Source organism: Vibrio diazotrophicus, assembly GCF_038452265.1.
GTDB classification, from domain to species: Bacteria; Pseudomonadota; Gammaproteobacteria; order Enterobacterales; family Vibrionaceae; genus Vibrio; species Vibrio diazotrophicus.
The window spans coordinates 1,021,713-1,040,960 of the sequence record NZ_CP151842.1 but is presented as its reverse complement, the minus strand read 5'-3'; the positions used below and the strand labels follow the sequence as shown (position 1 = coordinate 1,040,960).

Here is a 19,248-nt window from a genome sequence, read left to right as displayed (position 1 = left end):
AGTTCATTTTCTAATCTAAAAATGGTGAAATCTGGACAACTCCCAAACTCTGACTGCGTATTCCGGAGCAATCCAGCCACCGTTTCCGGGATTCCCCGGACACCCATTCCGTTTTAATCCGGACACTATTTCCGGCATAAACCAGCCATTTTTCCACTAACTCCGGAATCACTGTCCGGTTAAGCGGAAACCCTGTCCGGTTACTCCGGAATATCCCTCTTTTCTCTTTTAAATCAATCACTCACTATTCTTGTTATGCATATTAACGTAGCAAGGAAGTGATAATGCCGAAAAAGAGAACATCTATGACAAACATCAAAGAGGTATTACGCCTTAAATATGAGTGCCATCTGTCGACCAGAAAGATCGCTTCCTGCACGAAAGTAAGTCGTTCAACCATCTCAGAAATACTGACCCGTTTTGAGCAAAGCGCAATGAGTTGGCCTCTCCCTGAAAGCTGCTCTGATACTGAACTGGCTCAGACTCTCTATCGTGACAAAACAATCAGCGACACAAAGGTGATGCCGGACTTCGCCCAGTGCTTTGTCGAACTGAAACGTAAGGGCATGAGCAAACATCTGCTGTGGGAAGAGTATCTGGCTGAATATCAGGAGAGAGCTTATCGTTACAGCCAGTTCTGCGAGCATTACACTCGTTGGTTAAAGAAGCAGAAACGCAGTATGCGTCAGAGCCACCTGGCCGGTGACAAACTGTTCATCGACTACTGTGGACCAACCATCCCGGTGGTAAACCCTGAAACCGGAGAAATCCGCAACGCTCAGATCTTCGTGGCGACGTTAGGTGCGTCCAACTACACCTATGTTGAAGCCTGTGAAAGCCAGCGACTTGAGCACTGGCTGGAAGCTCATGCCAATGCCTTTGAACACTTCGGCGGCGTTCCGGCGTTGCTTGTACCTGATAACCTAAAATCCGCGGTGACCAAAACGGACCGCTACGAACCCAAGCTCAACGATAGTTACCGCAAGTTGGCGTACCATTACCGCACGGCCGTTATGCCAGCACGCCCTTATAAACCCAAAGATAAAGCCAAGGCTGAGAATGCCGTCCTTATCGTTGAGCGTTGGATCATGATGCGGCTTCGTCACCGAACCTTCCATACCTTCAAAGAGCTAAACCTCTCTATCCGGGAGTTAATGGACTCACTGAACCAAAGACAGATGAAACAACTGGGAGCCAGCCGAAAGGAGCTGTTCGATACTCTGGATAAGCCGGCACTAAAACCTCTCCCCGTACAACGTTATCTCTACACAGAAATCAAACGCGCCAAAGTGGGGCCGGATTATCACATCGAATACAAAAGGCATTATTACTCTGTTCCCCATCAGTTAGTGGGCCAATACGTTGAGCTTGAAGCCACTTCCAGGCTGATACAGATATACCATCAGGGTAATCTGATCTCTCAGCACCCAGCCAGTAAAAAAGAGCATGGGATCAGTACTTATCCGGAGCATATGCCCAGCAATCATCAATATCAAAAATGGTCACCAGAGCGGTTACTTAACTGGGGAGGCCGGATCGGCGCAGCGACACAAGAAGTGGTCAACCGATTACTCATGTCGAAAGCGCATCCTGCGCAAGCCAATCGCAGTTGCCTTGGGCTTCTCAACCTGACGAAAAAATACGGTGACGCTCGCTTAGAGCAGGCATGTAAAGATGCTCTGATGGTGAACAAACCCTATCTCAGGTTCATCAGAAACTTGCTTGAAAATCACCGGGAAGGCCTGTTGTCTTCGACTCCGGAATCCACCCCTGACATCCAACACAGCAATGTGCGCGGACCCAACAGTTATCACTAGGAGAGAATGATGAACACAATAAGCGAACAACTCAAATCACTGCGTCTGAGCCATGCCGCCTCGGCTCTGGAGCAACAACAAGAGCAGTTATCGACCTATGCAGAGCTGAGCTTCGAAGAGCGGTTAAGCCTGCTGCTTGAAAGCGAAGTGTTGGGACGAAATCAGGCCAAAATCCAACGCCTGAAGTGGCAAGCTAAACTCCGGGTCGATGCTCTGCCAAGTCAGATTATCTACAAAGAAGGACGAGGACTTAAGCGTACTCAAATGAGTGAGCTATTAACCGGGAGCTACTTGCACAAAAAACAAAACGTTCTGATCACCGGACCGACGGGAGCAGGAAAAACCTACGTTGCCTGTGCGCTTGCAGCTCAAGCTTGCGACCAGCTCTACAGTGTCCGTTATCACAGGCTCAGCCGTTTACTTGATGACCTGAGTTCAGGTCGCCTTGACGGGACTTACCAAAAGCAACTTCTGGCTCTGTCGAGAAAACAACTTCTGATCTTGGATGACTGGGGAATGGAAAAGTTGAGTCCGGATCATGCGGGTCACTTGCTGGAGCTTCTGGAGGATCGTTATCAAACCAGCAGCACCATTATGATAAGCCAGCTTCCGGTTAAAGAATGGTACAACATGATAGGCAATGCCACGGTTGCTGACGCCTTATTGGATAGGTTAATCCACAACAGTCACCGAATAGAACTCGGAGGAGAATCAATGAGAAAACTGGCGCAATCCGGACAGGTAGAGTAAAAATAGGGTTAGAGAAAAGTTAGGGATATGAGGCGTCCGGTTAAACCGGAGCCGGTGTCCGGAATCACCGGAATACGCACTCTGACTGTTAACGAGGTGTTTTAATTTTGTAATTAATTATGAATTTAAAGTGCTTATAATTATATGTTTGCTCAAAAGTTTCACATTAAATTAGAAGTCTATCAATATATTTTCTTTATTTGAGAGGTTTAAGCTTACGCTTGTAAGCTTAAATCCGTATTATTAGTGCAAATGCTCTATCTTGGCGTTTCAGAAGGATTTGTCGTGAAAATGCAAGTGGTTATGTAGGTGATTACTGTGTTTTCTTTATTGGAAGTACAAGGTGATAGGCTAAGTGCTGTATGTATCAATAAACCTATTTTTGTATGATTTGATACTCATAAGGTTTCGAGAGCATCCGTGTGAAAGCGTAAAGAATTTTAGCCAGTATGGGATGAAAGGGAATTCGGCAGTTCTAATATAAAGATAATTCCAAGAGAAATATAATAAAACTAATTTATAATGGATAAAAAAATGAGTGAAAAATATGACTATTTCTGGACTTTAAAAAAGAAGTTAACAATCCTTATGGTAATTATTGGCATCTTTCCTGCACTTACTATTGGAGTTATTAGCTTTAACAAATCCGGAGAAAGTGTAAAGGAGCAGGCTTTTAACGCTTTGCAATCTATAAATTCATTAAAAAAAAACCAAATAAAAAACGTATTTTCTTCAAAACTTAGTGTTTTAGAAGATTTATCTAGGGTGATTCCATATATACCAAATGAAAATTATGATAATTACTTCAACCAGTTTTCTCAAGAAAATCATTTTCATGATATCCTCCTAATAGATAAAACTGGGTTTGTATATTATTCATTGAAGAAAGAAAAGGATTTCCAAACTAACATCTTAAGTGGTAGGTATTCTGATTCACATTTATCAGATCTAGTTAGAAAAATTAAGAATAATAAGTTGATAACGGATTACCGACCTTATGAACCAAGCAACTATGAACCAGTTTCTTTTATTGCAACGAAAATATATGGAAGTGAAAGCCTAGTCGTTGCACAAATGTCTAGCAAAGAAGTTAATGACATTATGCAGCAAAGGATTGGTATGGGTAGTTCTGGGGAAAGCTATTTAGTCGGAGAAGATTTTAGAATGAGATCAGAGTCATTTTTAGATCCTACGAATAGGAATATCAAATCTAGTTTTGCCGGAAGTGTTGATAAAAATGGCGTAAAAACTGAATCAGTAGAAAATGTATTTAAAGGAAATACAGGTACCAGTATATCTAGAGACTACAATGGAAACGACGTTTTATCTTCTTTTGATGTTATAGATTTTGGTAGTTATAAATGGGCTATTCTAAGTGAGCTTGATGTTGATGAAGCTTTAAGTTCAGTTAATGAAATGAGATTGTTTTCTATCATTAGTATAATTTCTATGTCAGTAATTATTACAGTCATAGGAGTTTATTTTTCTAGTAAGATTGCTTCACCCATTATTCATATTTCATCTGTCGCTGAAAAAGTGTCAATGGGGGATTTGACTTCTAATATAGAAGTTACTCAAAAAGATGAAGTTGGTAAGCTTCAGAACTCCATCAAGATTATGGTGAATAACCTTAGAGATATTATGCATAATCTTTCATCGATGACAATACAGCAAGGTACGACTGCTACTGAATTGTCTGCCGTAACAAGTCAGACAAATGCAGCCGTATCAGAGCAACAGTTGCAATCATCGCAAGTTGCAACAGCTACACATGAAATGGGGGCAACAATAAGAGAAATTGCATCGCATACATCAAAGGTATCTGATGTGTGTGGAGCAATACAAGACCGAGCTAAAGACGGCTCTAACAAAATAGGCATAACTTATACAAACTTAAATACTCTCTCTGAGTCTTCAAAAGATATCTCTAACAATATGCTAATTTTGCAGTCTGATTCTGAAAAAATTGTTTCTGTTTTAGAAGTTATAAAATCTATTGCCGATCAAACTAACCTTTTGGCTCTTAATGCAGCAATTGAAGCAGCAAGAGCGGGCGAGGCTGGAAGAGGTTTTGCCGTTGTAGCTGATGAAGTACGCCAGTTAGCTAAATCGACACAAAACTCAACGTTTGAAATAGAGACGATAATTCAGACCATAGTCAATGGTATCAAGAATGCTGTTGATGTTATGTCTCAAAATGCTGAACAATCTGTCAATGTAAGGCTTCTTGCTAAGGAAGCTAATGAATTAAATGCAGAAATAGTCACAGAAATCAATAAGATATTTGATATGATCGTTCAAATTGCAGCCGCAACCGAACAACAGTCTTCTACTGTAGAAGAAATCGTACACAATGTAGACTATATCAACCAAGGTACAATAGAGACTGAGCAAGCGGTTAGACATATATCAGATTCAAGTGATGAGCTGTCAGCCATGGCTAATGAATTGAAGGCGACTGTTGAGAGATTCAGACTTTAAATAACCCTTCAAAATTGATAGCCGCGGTACGTTAGATACCGCGGATACAATAAGACTCGTCATTTAAAAGTTCTGAGGTGTACCTCATTTGGCTACTTTACTTTTCACTAAACTATAACTAGTAAGTAAATTGTCTATTTTCAGGAGTACAAAGGGTGGCGAAACTAAGGAATAATATATGGATCATATTTTACTTTGTATCTTCTATAACTTTTATTCTTCTGATCGTTCTTTCTGTTGTACGATGGCAAGAACTCATAAATCACTATTCTCTTACGCAAAAGTCTCAAGCACAGCACTGGTTCGCAAGTTATTCTTCTATGCTAGAACAGCAAGAGAGTATACTAGAGTTAATGGGTTCCAAGCTCATAACGAATAAATGGTCTGAAGGCACTGACACTAAGGATGAGTTAGATAGGATAATGTCAATAAATCCAGACTTGTTTTCTGGATTTGCTTTGATATCAACTCAAGGTGAAGTTTTAGAAGTATCATCAAATCTAGTTAGTGAGCGATATCCTAATCTAATGAGGCTTGAGCAAACGAAAGATTCATTTCAGTACGCTTTAAGCACCAAAAAGATGGTCATAGGAAGAACTTATTACGCTCCCCGCTTTGTCATACCAGCAAGAAAATCGATATACTCGGCTGATGGAAAATTACTGGGTGTTATGACTGGTGCTCTTAGGCTAGATAGTAAAAATGGAATCTTCCATAAAGGCATCACTTTAGGTGATTTTAATAGAATCGCTATTATTCGACAAAGAGATAGATACTTTCAATATATAAGTGACATTTCGGCAAACGAAGATTTTTATAAATTCCCTATCTCGCGAGCGGAATACTCTAGCTTTCTTGAAGAACTCGATGTTAAGAAAATAGATTCTAACAATCAACAAGATGGTATTAAATTTATCCGATTCTCTGATGATGGTAGAGGAATGGTTAGGGGGATTGCTTTTTATCATCCTCGTTACGAGTTTTGGTTGACTTCTGAAATTGAAGAATCTTTCTTAAATCGGGAGTTCCTAATGGTGTTTTTAAGCTATTTTTTTATTTTTTCTATTTTCCAAATCTTTATACTTATACTATTTAAAAATATTGATAGAACGCAGACGAGGGAAAAAGAGCAACTGAAGAACCAAGCTTATTATGACCATCTAACAAAGCTTCCTAATAGAAACTATCTTGAAAGCGTATATGATAATTGGAAGTCAAAAAAAGAAAAGTTTAGCTTATTATTCCTAGATATGGATAATTTCAAAGAAATAAATGACAGATTAGGACATACTATAGGTGATGAGATAATTATAAGCATATCAAAGAAGATAACTAGTAGTATTCCTGATGATTGCTTATTTATAAGAAATGGTGGTGATGAATTTATATTAGTCATCAGTACTGAGGATGATTCATGTGAGTCTAAAGTGATTGATGATATTTATAGAATTCTTGAGAGTATAGAAGCTAGTGGTAATATTTATCCTCAAGGAGCCAGTATTGGTATATCTAGATATCCAGAAAATGGTTCATCGCTAATGGATTTATTGAGAGCTTCAGATATAGCCATGTATGAAGCAAAAAAAACAAGAAACAGATATTTCATCTATGAGCCAGATTTGGAAGCTAACTACAGATATAAATCGGACTTGGGACATCACCTTCGGGGGGCAATTAAACGTGGAGAGATATTTCTAAATTATCAACCACAAATTAGTGGAATTGGTGACTTTTATGGTGTTGAAGCACTAGTTAGGTGGAACAATCCTAGTTTAGGTAACGTTCCTCCAAATGAATTTATTTTAGTGGCTGAGCAAACCGGTCTCATGAATGAGTTAGGAGAGTTTATTATTAGACAATCCTTAACCGAAATTAGTGATGTAAAAAAACACACAGGAAAGGATTTTAATCTTTCTATAAATATTTCAACCGTCCAGTTATTAGATGGAAGTTTCACAGAAAAACTATCAGACACAGTACTTGCATTTAATTACGATAATACTTCCTTAACGTTAGAAGTAACAGAAACGGCCGTTATTGATGATATAGACAAAGCAAGTTATGTCCTCTCCAAATTACGCGCTGATGGTTTTAATATATCTTTAGATGATTTTGGTACTTGCTATTCATCTTTGAGTATGCTCAGACATTTACCTATAGATGAATTAAAAATAGATAAAAGTTTTGTTGACAACATAATATGTGACGAATCATCGGTTAAAATGATTAGAAACATAATTTCCTTAGGTTCTATATACAATTTGCAAGTTCTTGCTGAGGGTATTGAGTCAAAAGGGCAGTTTGAACTGCTCCGAGATTTAAATTTAGGTTGTAACCTTTTCCAAGGTTATTATTTTTCTAAACCGTTATCCAAAATTGATTTGGAAAACTATATTAATAATTTTCAATATTGATATTTCTTGCTTTGTCACTTGTAGAAGGGCTTGTTCTTGAATTTTATATCTGTTTGTCTGCATTAGCTTAGTGAAAATGGCGGTCAACTGTATTTTTTGATATCAAGAGTAATTCTAAAACTCAAAGAGCACTGAGGTTCGCGACTAGGTATTGTCAAATTCATTGACAGATAGTATGCGTGTCTGAAGGTCAATAAATAAAAATATTGATACACGTTAACTCGTTTTACTAAGCGATATCTTAGTACCAAAGTAAAGAAACTAAAGGTGCTTATCGTGTCGAAATTACCTAAAAACTCACCAACTAACTTTTGCGTAGCCTTTATATAAAGGTGTAGTGGTCAAGTAAAACTGACCACAGGTTTAGAGCTTTTCCTTACTTTTGGTAATCTAAAATGAATCCATTAGTGCAAAAGTCCTAACACGAAAATGTCCATCATGGTGCTGGCTGCGGCTTTAGAACACGTCCTACCCCTAAATGAGCTATGCATCAAAGCTTATGTATCGATGACCATGTAACTTTGATTTATAAATAGTAATGAGTGGAAAATACCATCCTTATCAATATCTTGACCGTGTACAGCTTCTGGAGATTTGAGATTTATATTTGAATCGGGTTCTTCAATTGATGATGAAAGCTTAAGGTTAAAATCTTCTAGTAAACGCCACGCACTAGAATGACTAGGGTATTCCCCTTTCACCCACCACTTTGCTAAGTAAACATCTCCTTTGTAGTTTACAACGGAGCCACCAACATAGGCTTGTTCATGCGCATACGTCGTCACAGTCGAGCCGTTAAGATGTATCCAACCGTCCCATGGAATATCATTAATCTCGGGGGTTGCACCTTGAGTCCAATGAGAAGCAACGAAGGATTCTCCGTTGTGCTTTACAACGTCGCCTGCACTGTAAGCGGTATCTTTATCCCACGGCACTGATGCTTGAGTTCCAACGGATAGACTCAGCCCTATAGCTAATGCGATTAACTGGTTTTTCATTTTTCATCCTTAAATGTAATTTCAACGCCTTCTTTACAAGATGAATAGGTAACAGAATCTAAATGCTGTTCATGTTCATCAAATAGAGAAATAGTGTCGCCTGAGTTATTGAGCGTTACTCCAGAGCGTAAGGTGACGGTGATTTCACTGAGCGAAGGTAGATCTACCTCAAGTAAACTTGAATGATTACTCGCATCGCGAAGGATGAGACCGCCTCTATAGCCAAAACCATTGTTTCGAAGTGTAATTGTTTCGTTTTGTGAGTCACTTCCAATTGGATTAGGAAGTAGTGCTTTTATTGCTAACTCTGGCTTTGCATGATTGGATAGCCCCAGAGTCGTCAGTACAGGTATGTGGTCTGAGGCTCTTGTGTCTTGATTTCCCGCTATTGCGGAAGTGTGCTCAAAAACGCGAGTAAATGATTTATTACCATATAATTCAGCTAGTTCAGGAGAAATAAAAATCTGGTCGTATAATCCATGAGAGTTGACTGAATCGGAGTAAAAGTTGTCTAAATTTGCTTGTCTGCTACCTAGAACAATAGGATTAACTTTTTGAAAATACGCCCCTGTTACGGCATTACTTTTTAAGCCATAGCTGACTCTATCTTGTGCTGCAAGAGGTTCAGTTAAATTGATTAGATAAGAGTCCTTTGCGTTTTCTAGTTCGCGATCAGAAAGTCGACCTAATTCTAAGGTATTAGCCGAAGCATCATCTGGGGTGTCATTGAAATCCCCTAATAGAATCACCCTGTTATTGAGAGAATGGTCAAGGTAGTCAATTATATCTAAAGCAGAATTGAGACGCTGTTGTTCTGTGATAGCACGACCGTTGTAGCGTGATTTTGCATGGTGATTAAGAACAGTTACGTATCCAAAGTCTGTTGATATATCGATCTTAAGTACTCTCCTATCATCGATGAAATTACTGTTTTCCCTAGAAAATACGAAATCACTCTGACTATCTGCGTTAGTCGATTGTCCAGATTCTAATTTGTATAGCAGACCTTTTCTTATGGCATAGGCTAGGTTCATATCATCGGTACTTTCGTCATCAATAACGACAGTCCAAGAATCTGGTCGAAAATAATATTCGGCCGCAAATCTATCCCTTACTTCTTGAAGAGCCACTATATCTACGCCGCTAAGGTTACTGACAACTTCATGAAAGTGTTGTTGTCGCTCTTTGGGCATACATGCTGAAAGAAACTTTGAATTGTAGGTAGCTACTGTAAGTGGTTGTACTGCTGCTGAATGAGCGCTTAGTAAAACTGAACCGAGCACAGTCATTAATGAAAAGTATGAACGCAATAATCTCATGGAGTATCTCGCCATTTTAATTTGCAGATACTTTACCCAAATTAAATTTTACGGCCTTTACCTGACTGCGGCTTTGCGAGTAACATTTAGTTTTATATTTATTATAAATCAGTTAGTTACTTAGAATCTGCCAATTAAGTCGAGAAGAAAAGTATGGGGGGAGGTTTACACCACAATACAAAAGTAAATGACAGACGCTCCGAGCACGTACATAAATCTTTCGTATAGCGGCTTCCTTAGAACAGCCTAATCGACCAGCAGAAGTGCTCATGACGAACAAAACACCTCCACCTCCACTACCGTCTGCTCTGCCACTATCAAGACGCATAATAGAAAACGGTCGACCTGAAAGAAAAATGTAAGGATTCAAAATGTCTGAAAAGAAACCTGCACCGCCGCCACCAAAAGCACCAACGCCCCAGGAACTAGGTACTTAAAAGACGAGGCACCAGAACCTAAGAAATAAACCAGTTTTTTAACTGCTTTAAATTGAGCCGCAACGTATGGCATTTTATTTACTATGCGTTGCGTTTTAAATTAACACCCTATTCTCAATTACACCCTACGAAAGAATTTGCTTAAAGGATGAATATCTTAGAGATAAGAGTTACTTGTGAACTTTGTTCAGAAAATAGTCACTCAATCAACTTTCTAATCTCATATACATCGCTAGAACTAAAACCAACAGTCGGATCTACGAGATGCTGCTTGAAGTTATCGCTAAGACACATTTGCTTGGTATCTATGACAATGTTCGAAGATGAACTGTCACTAATAGAAAACTCTAAATCGTAAACTTTGCTGCCATCTTTGCCTTTAAATCCCACAAAGAACTCCGGATGAAGATGATTCTCTTTAAATCCATTGCGAAGGAATAATTCAGATAGCTTATTTTTTTCACCATAGAATGAGTACCGCCATAGAGAATGAACTTTCAATTTTGCGTTCGTACTTTCGAGTAACTCAACTAGATTTTGTACCGCATTTGGTAAGAAATTTATGTGTGATAAATCGTTCTTTAGATTCGCAGGAGATGCCTTAGGAGGCTCTCCACTTGACCAAGGGAATAGCACCCCAGTTATGCTCGTATAAATCGTTACATAGGCTTCTATGGAGATATCGACGTAGAACATTCCATCATCTATATAAACGTCGCTATCACGTTTCCAGCCACGAATTTCTCTATTGCTCAATAAATGCTGCAAACGAAAAGCATGCTTGTGTGAAAGAGTTAACTTTTTTGTAGTAGTCATATTAAACGAAATGCATCTCAAGCTAGTTGATTCACTACATAGAAGTAGCACCTCAAGGTGCTAATTTCTGCTTCTGTAAAGTTTCAATGACATCATTCAGCGCTAGTAAAACACCGCTGATTTTTTCTGTCTCTGATTTCACGGACTCTAATTTTGGTTCTAATACATCCTTTATGCTCGGCAGCAGATTGCCTGCAAACTGATATCCTTCAGACTGACCATATAACTGCAATTTTCGTTTTTCTAAGTAGTCAGCATTTTCTTTAACTTCCAACAACGCCCTAGCTAACTTATCTTTTGAAGACTCTATCAACTCTTTAGTTTTGACTCGCGATATATTATTACCAGGAATCAACTTAACCTTGTTATCAAAGTCAGATGCTTTCTGGTAGAGAGCATTTCTCGCCCACTTCTCTGAATCGTGGAACAATGCATTTTTATTCAACAGCCGAGTCAATTGGTTATGAGTCAAGTGTCGTAATTGTTTGTCATTGACCAAAATTTCCTCATCTCTTGCGATACAAATCCGCTTTATCTCTGTAATAAACTCATTCAAGAAGAAATAGTCATTTTCAAAACTCTTCATAGCACTGTAGAAAGGCTCTCTAAGTCCAACCATGAAAAATCCCCGCACTTAAAATACCTAATATATTAGGTTGATTGCGAGAGTGCAAATGTTCGATAAAGGCATTTCTGTCACATCTAACTTGTGGCTCACAATTTATCGAAATAATAATAATGAACATAATCGCAAAAGAATTTGCTAAAAATATAAAAAATCAAAGAGTTGAAAAAGGAATCGCTCAGCAGAAGCTAAGTCTTCTTTGTGGATTTGATAAAAATTATATCGGGTGCCTAGAAAGAGCACAGAGTCGAGTAACTTTAGAAAAGGTATACATCATTGCCGCTGCATTAGATTGCTCAGTGCTAGATTTGCTACCGAAAGAAAATCCTAAACGAATTGCGAACATGATTAAACTAGATGAGCCTAAATAGCCCTTAGTATCCTCTTATCTTGTCATCCAGAATCTTTCTTAGTAATCATAACGTTTAAGCCTTATCTGTTGCTCTTCTGGCAAGCACAAAAGGACAATTACCATCGTAGTAAAGGTGGTTTAGGCTTAGAAAATAAAATGGCAAGCTTGTCGCTTGCCAAATTTCTGATGGGATAGCTGTCGTTACATCGTCTGTACGCCTTACTAAAACTCCATGTGTTCGGTATAAATTTCAAAAAATCTTGGAAAGTTGTCTCTATCCATCAAAACCGTATTGTTCAATGTTTCATAAACCTTACCGTCGCTAGGCTTTATCTCGCAACCCGTCAATAACCGTAGTAGGTCAACAACTACAACATATGCTCTATCTAACTCATCCTCTACTTTGCTAAGTTGAGATTTGGAATATATCGTTGCCTCGGGTGCGGCATGTTGCTCGATTTTTAACACTTCACGATTCTGTAATTCTTGGTGTAACTCAATAATTTCCTTGTATTGATCCTCAACCTGCTTCTTCAACCGCCTAATTTCACCGTCTTTTTTCAATATGTCTAGCGCATTCCCACCAGACACTGGCAATGCTCTAATTCCTAAATGCTCTTCTAACATATGTTTATAAGGCGATGATTTTCGCCTGAATGTGGTTCCCGAACACAAATCACCACTTTGGGTAAGTCGAATCGCTATATAATCAGACAATTGACGCATGCTTTTTAGTTCTATCGAGTTTTCTTCTAACTCAACAAGAATTAAACTAATTGCGTCTTTTCGTTTTTGAACATTTGCCTTCTGTTCTTCGATTAACGATAGAGCTTTCATTTAGCTAAACTCAATAGTTGTGGAGAGAGTTTATTGCTGTCACTGAGTAAACTTATTTGCTGCTCAAAAGACAGTCCGTACATAGTAGAAACGTGTTTGAATAGAGCTAACGCTTCATCTACCTCAGTCATCTCTGGTAACGCTTGCCATTCTGATTTGCTAATAAACAGCTCCAATCGACGAGCTAAACGAAAAGCTTTCTTCTTCAATTGCTCGCTTTGCAACGCCTCAGCTCCCTGCGATTCACATAAACGTTTCAGGAAATAAAGTTCTTTATTTCCTAGAAACTTATCGTCGGGTTTGTCCTTAATCAGTTGAGTTCTACCTTCAGCAGTAATAAGGAAAAGATCATCACTTTCAGTAGATATTACATAACGAATTACCCAGAACGATGCCTCAGTTAGTTTCCTTGCTTTAGAACTATCTAGCTCATTAAACTCATGTTCATCCAATTGCCCCCTATTCATAACCTCACGAATATCAACAATTTCTTCACACAACTTTCGAACATGAGCACCGATAGCAAGTAAATGATTATTAGTTGTAATTGTATAATGGCACTGTGCACAGTTCCTTTCACCATATTCTGAAATGATACTTCTTGGGCATCGATTATTAAACGGGCAAATATGCGTTCGATTGAACGCAAATTCACTTAAAACACCTAGTTGAAGCTGTCCTAAACCGAATGATTCATCTGATACGCTACCAAAATTAAAAGCTTTACAACCGTATTTTTCGATAGCTGTCCCATTGCGAACATCTTCTCTAAATTTACTAGGATCTAATTGAAATTCATTAGCACTGACCACTTTACTATGAAGTAGTAAAGATATTACATTGTTCAACAGATCAGCAGAGGCATCATCAGTAAAAGGTTTTGTGTAAAAACTAACTGTTCCTTCCGTTTGACCGGTAAGAAGTTCTGAAACTACTTTTTCTCCGACAATTGGTACAAACACGCTATCAACCTCTACACGCAATGAATGTGGTGATTGCCGAGCTTTTGCCTTCAAAGGAATAAATGGAACGCAACCATTTTCATATTGAATATCAACGGTACAGAATTTTTCATCGAATGCATTATTGCTGATTAAATAGAAAAACTCGTCCTTAGAGTACGCGTATAATGGGACGTAGGACAAAACTGACTCAAAACGGATATTGTTACGAACTAACGTTTTTTCAAACTCAACAATTATCTCATCAAAATAGGTTTCAAAATCCCTCAAATGTACATTAGCAAATTGAAATAGAGGCTTTATTTTTCCCCATTTAGAATTCTCATTCCCTTGGTAAAACTGTGCTTCATTGAAAGAGGCTGATTCATTGAAACTGCGGATATGCTTAGTTAAATACAGAATACATAAAACTTCTGTTGGTACATGCGTCGCAAAATGGTGATTTTTTGCTTTATCTGTATTAATAGCTATTGGGTGCAAAGAGTCGATTATTTTCTCTTCTCCAACATCCTCACCATTTATATATTTTTCACATTGTTCAAGAGCCTTATCAGACACGCCACTGAATACATTATCAGCATCAACCCAAGAAGCGTTAGAATTTCGTTGTCCAGAGTAAGACATAAAAACAGAGTGTGACCATGGCTGATACCTGAATAATTTTAATGACTTGCCATTACGCTTAAAGTTACATTTAGGGAAACTAGATAGGTCAACGTCACCAATGTATACAATATCATCTTCAAACGTTATAGTCTTATCCACTTTAACACTATTAGTACTTATACTTTCCCCATTTTTTAATGCAGTCTTGTTTTCACGAAGAATAGATTCCGTTACTTTTTTAAGAAAAAGTCTCAACAAACACCAATAACGAATATTAAATAAATTTTTCGAACTTTTAATTGGTTTAAAACCAATTTTTGAACCATTAGAAACAGTATCAAATGGATTAGATTTCACATAATACTTCTCAAAACTGGACATTGTCCCTAAATAACTAAAGAATCTCCTTAACTCAGCAATTGTATCTCTACCAACGTTATTTGCGAAAGTATTTTCTTTTTGCCCAGCCAAAGTTAAATCAATAACAAACTTTTCTAGAGATACGGGGTACTTAAAATCCTTCGGTATACAAGCTTCACTTTCAAATATTAAGTTTCGAGTAACAAATACATTTCCGATAAATTTATAAGGAACATCTGGATATGGAAATATATCATTTTTATTGTTCGAATAGTATTCAGGCAAATAACTAAATAGGTATAAATTCAAAAACGATAACCGACGAGAAATAGAAATTTCTGTTGATAGTTCTCCAGCAATAGATCTAATGTATTGATTTTGAGCAATGATCCAAGGATTATCTTGATCACAACTGCTAGGAGTGTAGTCTGAATTACTGCCACCTTGGGAACTCCAATATCCATAGTCAACTATTTTCGCTTCTCTTTTATATGGGAGTCTAATAAATTCAGGGTGTACGATTATCTTTTTATTATTTCTAGAGTTGAATAATTCGCCTATGATTTTTTTAACTTGGACATTTTTGCCAAATAAAACATTTCTCTCACTACCAGATTCGACGTCCTTTCTAGGCATTGACTTAATATCGTCGGATTTTTTATACTCATTTAGCAAATTTTTGTTATATGCAATATCTATAAGTTCAAATAGATAATTACAAGATATTCCATTAGTATCGCCAGCATCAGCAAGACCGTTTCTATATTTTATAAAATCATCAATTGTAATATCTTCGATACTCTCAACCCCTTCAACTAAACAACATCTAGCTAGAGTATTACAATTTGAATTGATAGATTTATAGAGGTCTCCAGACTTTGTTGAATTTGATAATGCAGCATCTAAAATTTTAGGGTCTATTAAATCCCTGTTGTCTAATGCTCTCTTCTCAGTAGACATAGATAGCAATGAAACAACTGAATTAGGATAAAACTCTTTATAACTAGTAACCGTCTTCCAGCTCGTCTGATCGTTTATTGACAATTTAAATATAGGAGATAAGGTACACATTTTATTTCTAGCAAGATGGACTAAAACCAGTCTAGCAAAAGTAGCTCTTTTATCAATTTCCTTGATATCAGTTGTTGAATGAACGTATATATTAATGAATTCTTGTCGACCAAATGTATTATATGATGACTGATTCATTAATATTTCTTCTAGTTTAGACAGATTCAACTTTATATCTTCAGATAAAGATAATTCAGTCAAAAAATCGAATAAATTACCTAGTTTAATTTGATTGGGTAGTGTTAATAATGAACGTTGAATAAAATCATTTACGCACTGTGATATCTCTTCAATAGAGTATTCATTTTTAAAAATCATAAATCAACCCCAAGCAATTTATAAGCCATTTGTTCATATGCCATGTTTCTAATATCGTCTAAACTCAATTCCTTTTCAATAATCAATTTATTTGCGTTATTTATGATAGCATCAAATTTACCTATATCATCTACTGCATATATTCTTGTTGATACTATATCTTTGTGTCTTAAATATTCTTGAACTTGTAACGTAGTTAAACCATTGCCTCCACTTCCATTATCTATGAAGTTCCTAAGATAGAAAGCATACATATGTCTCCCAGAATGCGGACCTAAATCTAAATGCCCTAATCCACATTTAATTAAATTATCTTTAAAAGCTTGGGTCTTTGTAGCCCTAGTTGCTGTAAAATATGGTTCGGCATTGAATTTATCCGATTTTAGAAACAAATATTGTGATTCTGAGTTCGGTCTTTCGTACTGCAAATAAGCATCAATAGCATCGAATAAAAAACTTTTAAACGGTTCAATAAGATAAACTTTCGGATGGGCTACCCCTTTTTTTCCTTGGCTGTAAAATCCTTCAGCAAAGCTTAACGAGCCTGGATCACTTAAGAATATCTCTTCGTTGAGCATATCAATATCTGTAATTTTTATTTGATACGCTTCATGAGGTCTTAACCCACCACCAAAAATCAAAGCATAAATCGCTTTATCTCGATATGAATCAAATGATCTAACAAAATGTGCTGCGTATTTGAGTGGAAACGCTTTACCAATTCTATCTATAGTTGATTCGGTTCTCTCTCGTATTTTAAACGTTCTAGAATTTACATATTTAGAACCCGAACGTATGCAGCCAGCTAGATATGAATTTTTTAACAAAGCTCTTTGCTCAAACTCAGTAAGAACTCGTTTCTCTAATAATTCTTTACCAAATACATCCGCGCTGATATCCACATCAATGATATCCATATCTTTATACGCTAATAAATTAAGCTGGAGAACCGCAGACTGAGAGATGTATTGGGTGACGCTTGAAATAATTCGTTGAGCAGTATTATTACGGAGAGGTCTGTGCTTAAGCTTTTCAGCACATTTTCTTGCTAATAAGCTTCGTGAATTAGCGCCATCTATAAGGAAGCTAGGAAATGTATTGAAAATCAACGACAAGGGCGTTTGAAGAACCAGTTCATTAGACCAGTCTAATCCGTTCTTACCCTCACTTGAGTTAAACAACTTTTCGGTGAAAATCAGTTCTTCGGCACAGAATAAGTAATCATAAAAACGAGATAAATCTTGAGCATAAGCTTCCACAGTATTCCATGCGCAATCACTCCGGTTAAGCTGGTTGATAAAATAATTATACTCGGTGATCGTTCTCCCACCGACAATACTCAAGATGAATGTTCTATACCCATCATCCATCTTGAGTATTCTTTTCACTACATATTTACTACTGTACTTTGCCATATATCCAACCAGTCCTCGTCGCACCACTTTATCTTAGGTTATGTCGCATTGGTGCGCAAGTGGTGCGTCGTATAGGCGAAAAAAAAAGCATAACCTGAGTTATGCTCTTCTTTGAATATGGCACTCCGTACAGGATTCGAACCTGTGACCACCCGCTTCATCACACTATAGCTTTCGCTACCACCTTTCGGCTTTGTGCGCTGGACTATCCCTTTACCATAGCAATAATGCTTTAGGTAGACGCCGTCTAGTCTCTACACCTTTCCAGACCTTGCTGGACTTGGCTCGGGATTGCCAACTCAATGAGTAAGGTTTCCCCGAATTTGACGTCTTACATTCACAAAGTTTCCTAAGTGAAGCCCAATTTTTGAAATAAACATTTCTGCCAAATTAGAAGGCGGGTGCTCTATCCATCTGAGCTAACGGAGCTTAATTACTTTATGTACTACTACCACTATCTATACATTAAATATAGACTATTCTAATAGTAACTACACGCACCAAAGCTTTACCATACATAAGAACCTGTGACCACCTGCTTAGAAGGCAGGTGCTCTATCCAGCTGAGCTAAGGGCGCGCTACAGGGAAAGGATTATACGAGTTAAAGATGGTAAATCAACGGCTTTATCTTAGTTTCTGATTTAAATGCCTAAAAATTTACCACTCAACCCACTAACGCCGAAAAACAAACCAAAGCAAACGTTTGCTTATAGATGTTCATCAAAATTTCTGCGACAATGCGCGCAAAAATTTTCGCTCTAAATGTGAAGGAAAGTCATGACTGCTCAAAATATTGATGGAACACTTATTTCTAAAACCGTGCGTTCAGAAGTTGCAGCACGAGTAAAAGCTAGAACAGAAGCTGGATTACGTGCTCCGGGGCTAGCAGTAGTGCTTGTGGGTGAAGACCCTGCATCACAAGTTTATGTTGGCAGTAAGCGACGCGCTTGTGAGGAAGTGGGCTTTGTTTCTAAGTCTTACGACTTACCAGCAACGGCTTCAGAAACAGAACTATTGGATTTGGTTGATCAACTTAACCAAGACCCAGAAATCGATGGTATTCTTGTTCAGCTTCCTCTACCAGCTGGCATCGATTCAACTCACGTACTAGAGCGTATTCACCCAGAAAAAGACGTGGATGGCTTCCACCCATACAACGTTGGACGTCTGGCTCAACGCATTCCAAAACTGCGTTCATGTACACCAAAAGGTATCATCACCCTTTTAGATCGTTACAACATTCCTATGCGCGGCAAACACGCCGTTGTTGTTGGCGCATCAAACATTGTTGGCCGACCAATGACACTGGAGCTGTTACTTGCTGGTTGTACAACAACGACCTGTCACCGATTCACTAAGGATCTTGAAGGTCATGTTCGCCAAGCGGATATCTTAGTTGTCGCTGTGGGTAAACCAAACTTCATTCCGGGCGCTTGGATCAAAGAAGGTGCTGTGGTGGTCGATGTCGGTATCAACCGACTAGAGAGTGGCAAACTGGTGGGCGACGTTGAGTACGATGTGGCTCGCAGCAGCGCAAGCTTCATTACACCAGTACCGGGCGGTGTAGGCCCAATGACGGTAGCAAGTTTGATTGAGAATACTATGATTGCGTGTGAACAATTCCACACCAAGAAATAAGTGATCAAGTAGATACTAAAAAGGGCTCTAA

General features: G+C 38.0%; 13 protein-coding genes. 6 read left to right on the top strand and 7 right to left on the bottom strand.

The annotated features are described in order from the left end of the window. The first annotated feature begins 284 nt into the window (after nucleotides 1–284). The 4 genes from istA to AAGA51_RS04715 all read left to right on the top strand — a co-directional run bounded on the left by istA (nucleotide 285) and on the right by AAGA51_RS04715 (nucleotide 7,462). Entirely contained in the window at nucleotides 285–1,817 is a 1,533-nt protein-coding gene (gene istA, locus AAGA51_RS04730; RefSeq protein WP_337165989.1) for an IS21 family transposase, read from the top strand. 9 nt (nucleotides 1,818–1,826) lie between these two features. Then, nucleotides 1,827–2,567, top strand: a complete 741-nt coding sequence (gene istB, locus AAGA51_RS04725) for an IS21-like element helper ATPase IstB (protein WP_337165987.1) — start codon at nucleotides 1,827–1,829, stop codon at nucleotides 2,565–2,567. A gap of 534 nt (nucleotides 2,568–3,101) precedes the next feature. Next, complete coding sequence (locus AAGA51_RS04720; protein ID WP_042486029.1) at nucleotides 3,102–5,048, top strand: methyl-accepting chemotaxis protein; 1,947 nt, start codon at nucleotides 3,102–3,104, stop codon at nucleotides 5,046–5,048. Between the two features lie 320 nt (nucleotides 5,049–5,368). Continuing rightward, a complete protein-coding gene (locus AAGA51_RS04715) occupies nucleotides 5,369–7,462 on the top strand; it encodes a bifunctional diguanylate cyclase/phosphodiesterase (RefSeq protein ID WP_156102044.1) in 2,094 nt (697 codons plus the stop codon). 497 nt (nucleotides 7,463–7,959) lie between these two features. On the opposite strand, the gene AAGA51_RS04710 is transcribed toward AAGA51_RS04715, so the two are convergent. The 4 genes from AAGA51_RS04710 to AAGA51_RS04695 form a co-directional block, all read right to left on the bottom strand. After that, nucleotides 7,960–8,460, bottom strand: a complete 501-nt coding sequence (locus AAGA51_RS04710) for a carbohydrate-binding protein (protein WP_042486034.1) — start codon at nucleotides 8,458–8,460, stop codon at nucleotides 7,960–7,962. Beyond that, the gene (locus AAGA51_RS04705; protein ID WP_042486037.1) at nucleotides 8,457–9,779 is read right to left on the bottom strand and encodes an endonuclease/exonuclease/phosphatase family protein; all 1,323 of its coding nucleotides are present in this window, start codon (nucleotides 9,777–9,779) and stop codon (nucleotides 8,457–8,459) included. The genes AAGA51_RS04710 and AAGA51_RS04705 overlap by 4 nt, the downstream gene beginning before the upstream one ends. Before the next feature lie 635 nt (nucleotides 9,780–10,414). Further along, complete coding sequence (locus AAGA51_RS04700; RefSeq protein ID WP_042486041.1) at nucleotides 10,415–11,032, bottom strand: hypothetical protein; 618 nt, start codon at nucleotides 11,030–11,032, stop codon at nucleotides 10,415–10,417. A gap of 52 nt (nucleotides 11,033–11,084) precedes the next feature. Beyond that, nucleotides 11,085–11,651 (bottom strand): hypothetical protein, encoded by a 567-nt coding sequence (locus AAGA51_RS04695; RefSeq protein WP_042486043.1) that lies wholly within the window; start codon nucleotides 11,649–11,651, stop codon nucleotides 11,085–11,087. Between the two features lie 119 nt (nucleotides 11,652–11,770). Here AAGA51_RS04695 and AAGA51_RS04690 point away from each other — a divergent pair, with 119 nt between their 5' ends. Continuing rightward, nucleotides 11,771–12,028, top strand: coding sequence for a helix-turn-helix domain-containing protein (locus AAGA51_RS04690; RefSeq protein WP_042486046.1), 258 nt, complete (start codon nucleotides 11,771–11,773; stop codon nucleotides 12,026–12,028). A gap of 203 nt (nucleotides 12,029–12,231) precedes the next feature. Here the strand turns inward: AAGA51_RS04690 and AAGA51_RS04685 are convergent, their stop codons facing one another. The 3 genes from AAGA51_RS04685 to AAGA51_RS04675 are packed head-to-tail and all read right to left on the bottom strand — an operon-like array spanning nucleotide 12,232 to nucleotide 17,578. Continuing rightward, a complete protein-coding gene (locus AAGA51_RS04685; protein WP_042486049.1) occupies nucleotides 12,232–12,846 on the bottom strand; it encodes a hypothetical protein in 615 nt (204 codons plus the stop codon). Then, nucleotides 12,843–16,163 carry a hypothetical protein gene (locus tag AAGA51_RS04680; RefSeq protein WP_042486053.1) on the bottom strand — a complete coding sequence of 1,107 codons (3,321 nt, stop codon included), beginning with the start codon at nucleotides 16,161–16,163 and terminating at the stop codon, nucleotides 12,843–12,845. Before AAGA51_RS04680 ends, AAGA51_RS04685 begins: the two co-directional genes overlap by 4 nt. Then, complete coding sequence (locus AAGA51_RS04675; RefSeq protein ID WP_042486057.1) at nucleotides 16,160–17,578, bottom strand: tyrosine-type recombinase/integrase; 1,419 nt, start codon at nucleotides 17,576–17,578, stop codon at nucleotides 16,160–16,162. The genes AAGA51_RS04680 and AAGA51_RS04675 overlap by 4 nt, the downstream gene beginning before the upstream one ends. Before the next feature lie 778 nt (nucleotides 17,579–18,356). On the opposite strand from AAGA51_RS04675, the gene folD reads away from it, so the two are divergent. Continuing rightward, nucleotides 18,357–19,217, top strand: a complete 861-nt coding sequence (gene folD, locus AAGA51_RS04670; protein ID WP_042486060.1) for a bifunctional methylenetetrahydrofolate dehydrogenase/methenyltetrahydrofolate cyclohydrolase FolD — start codon at nucleotides 18,357–18,359, stop codon at nucleotides 19,215–19,217. Nucleotides 19,218–19,248 lie beyond the last annotated feature (31 nt).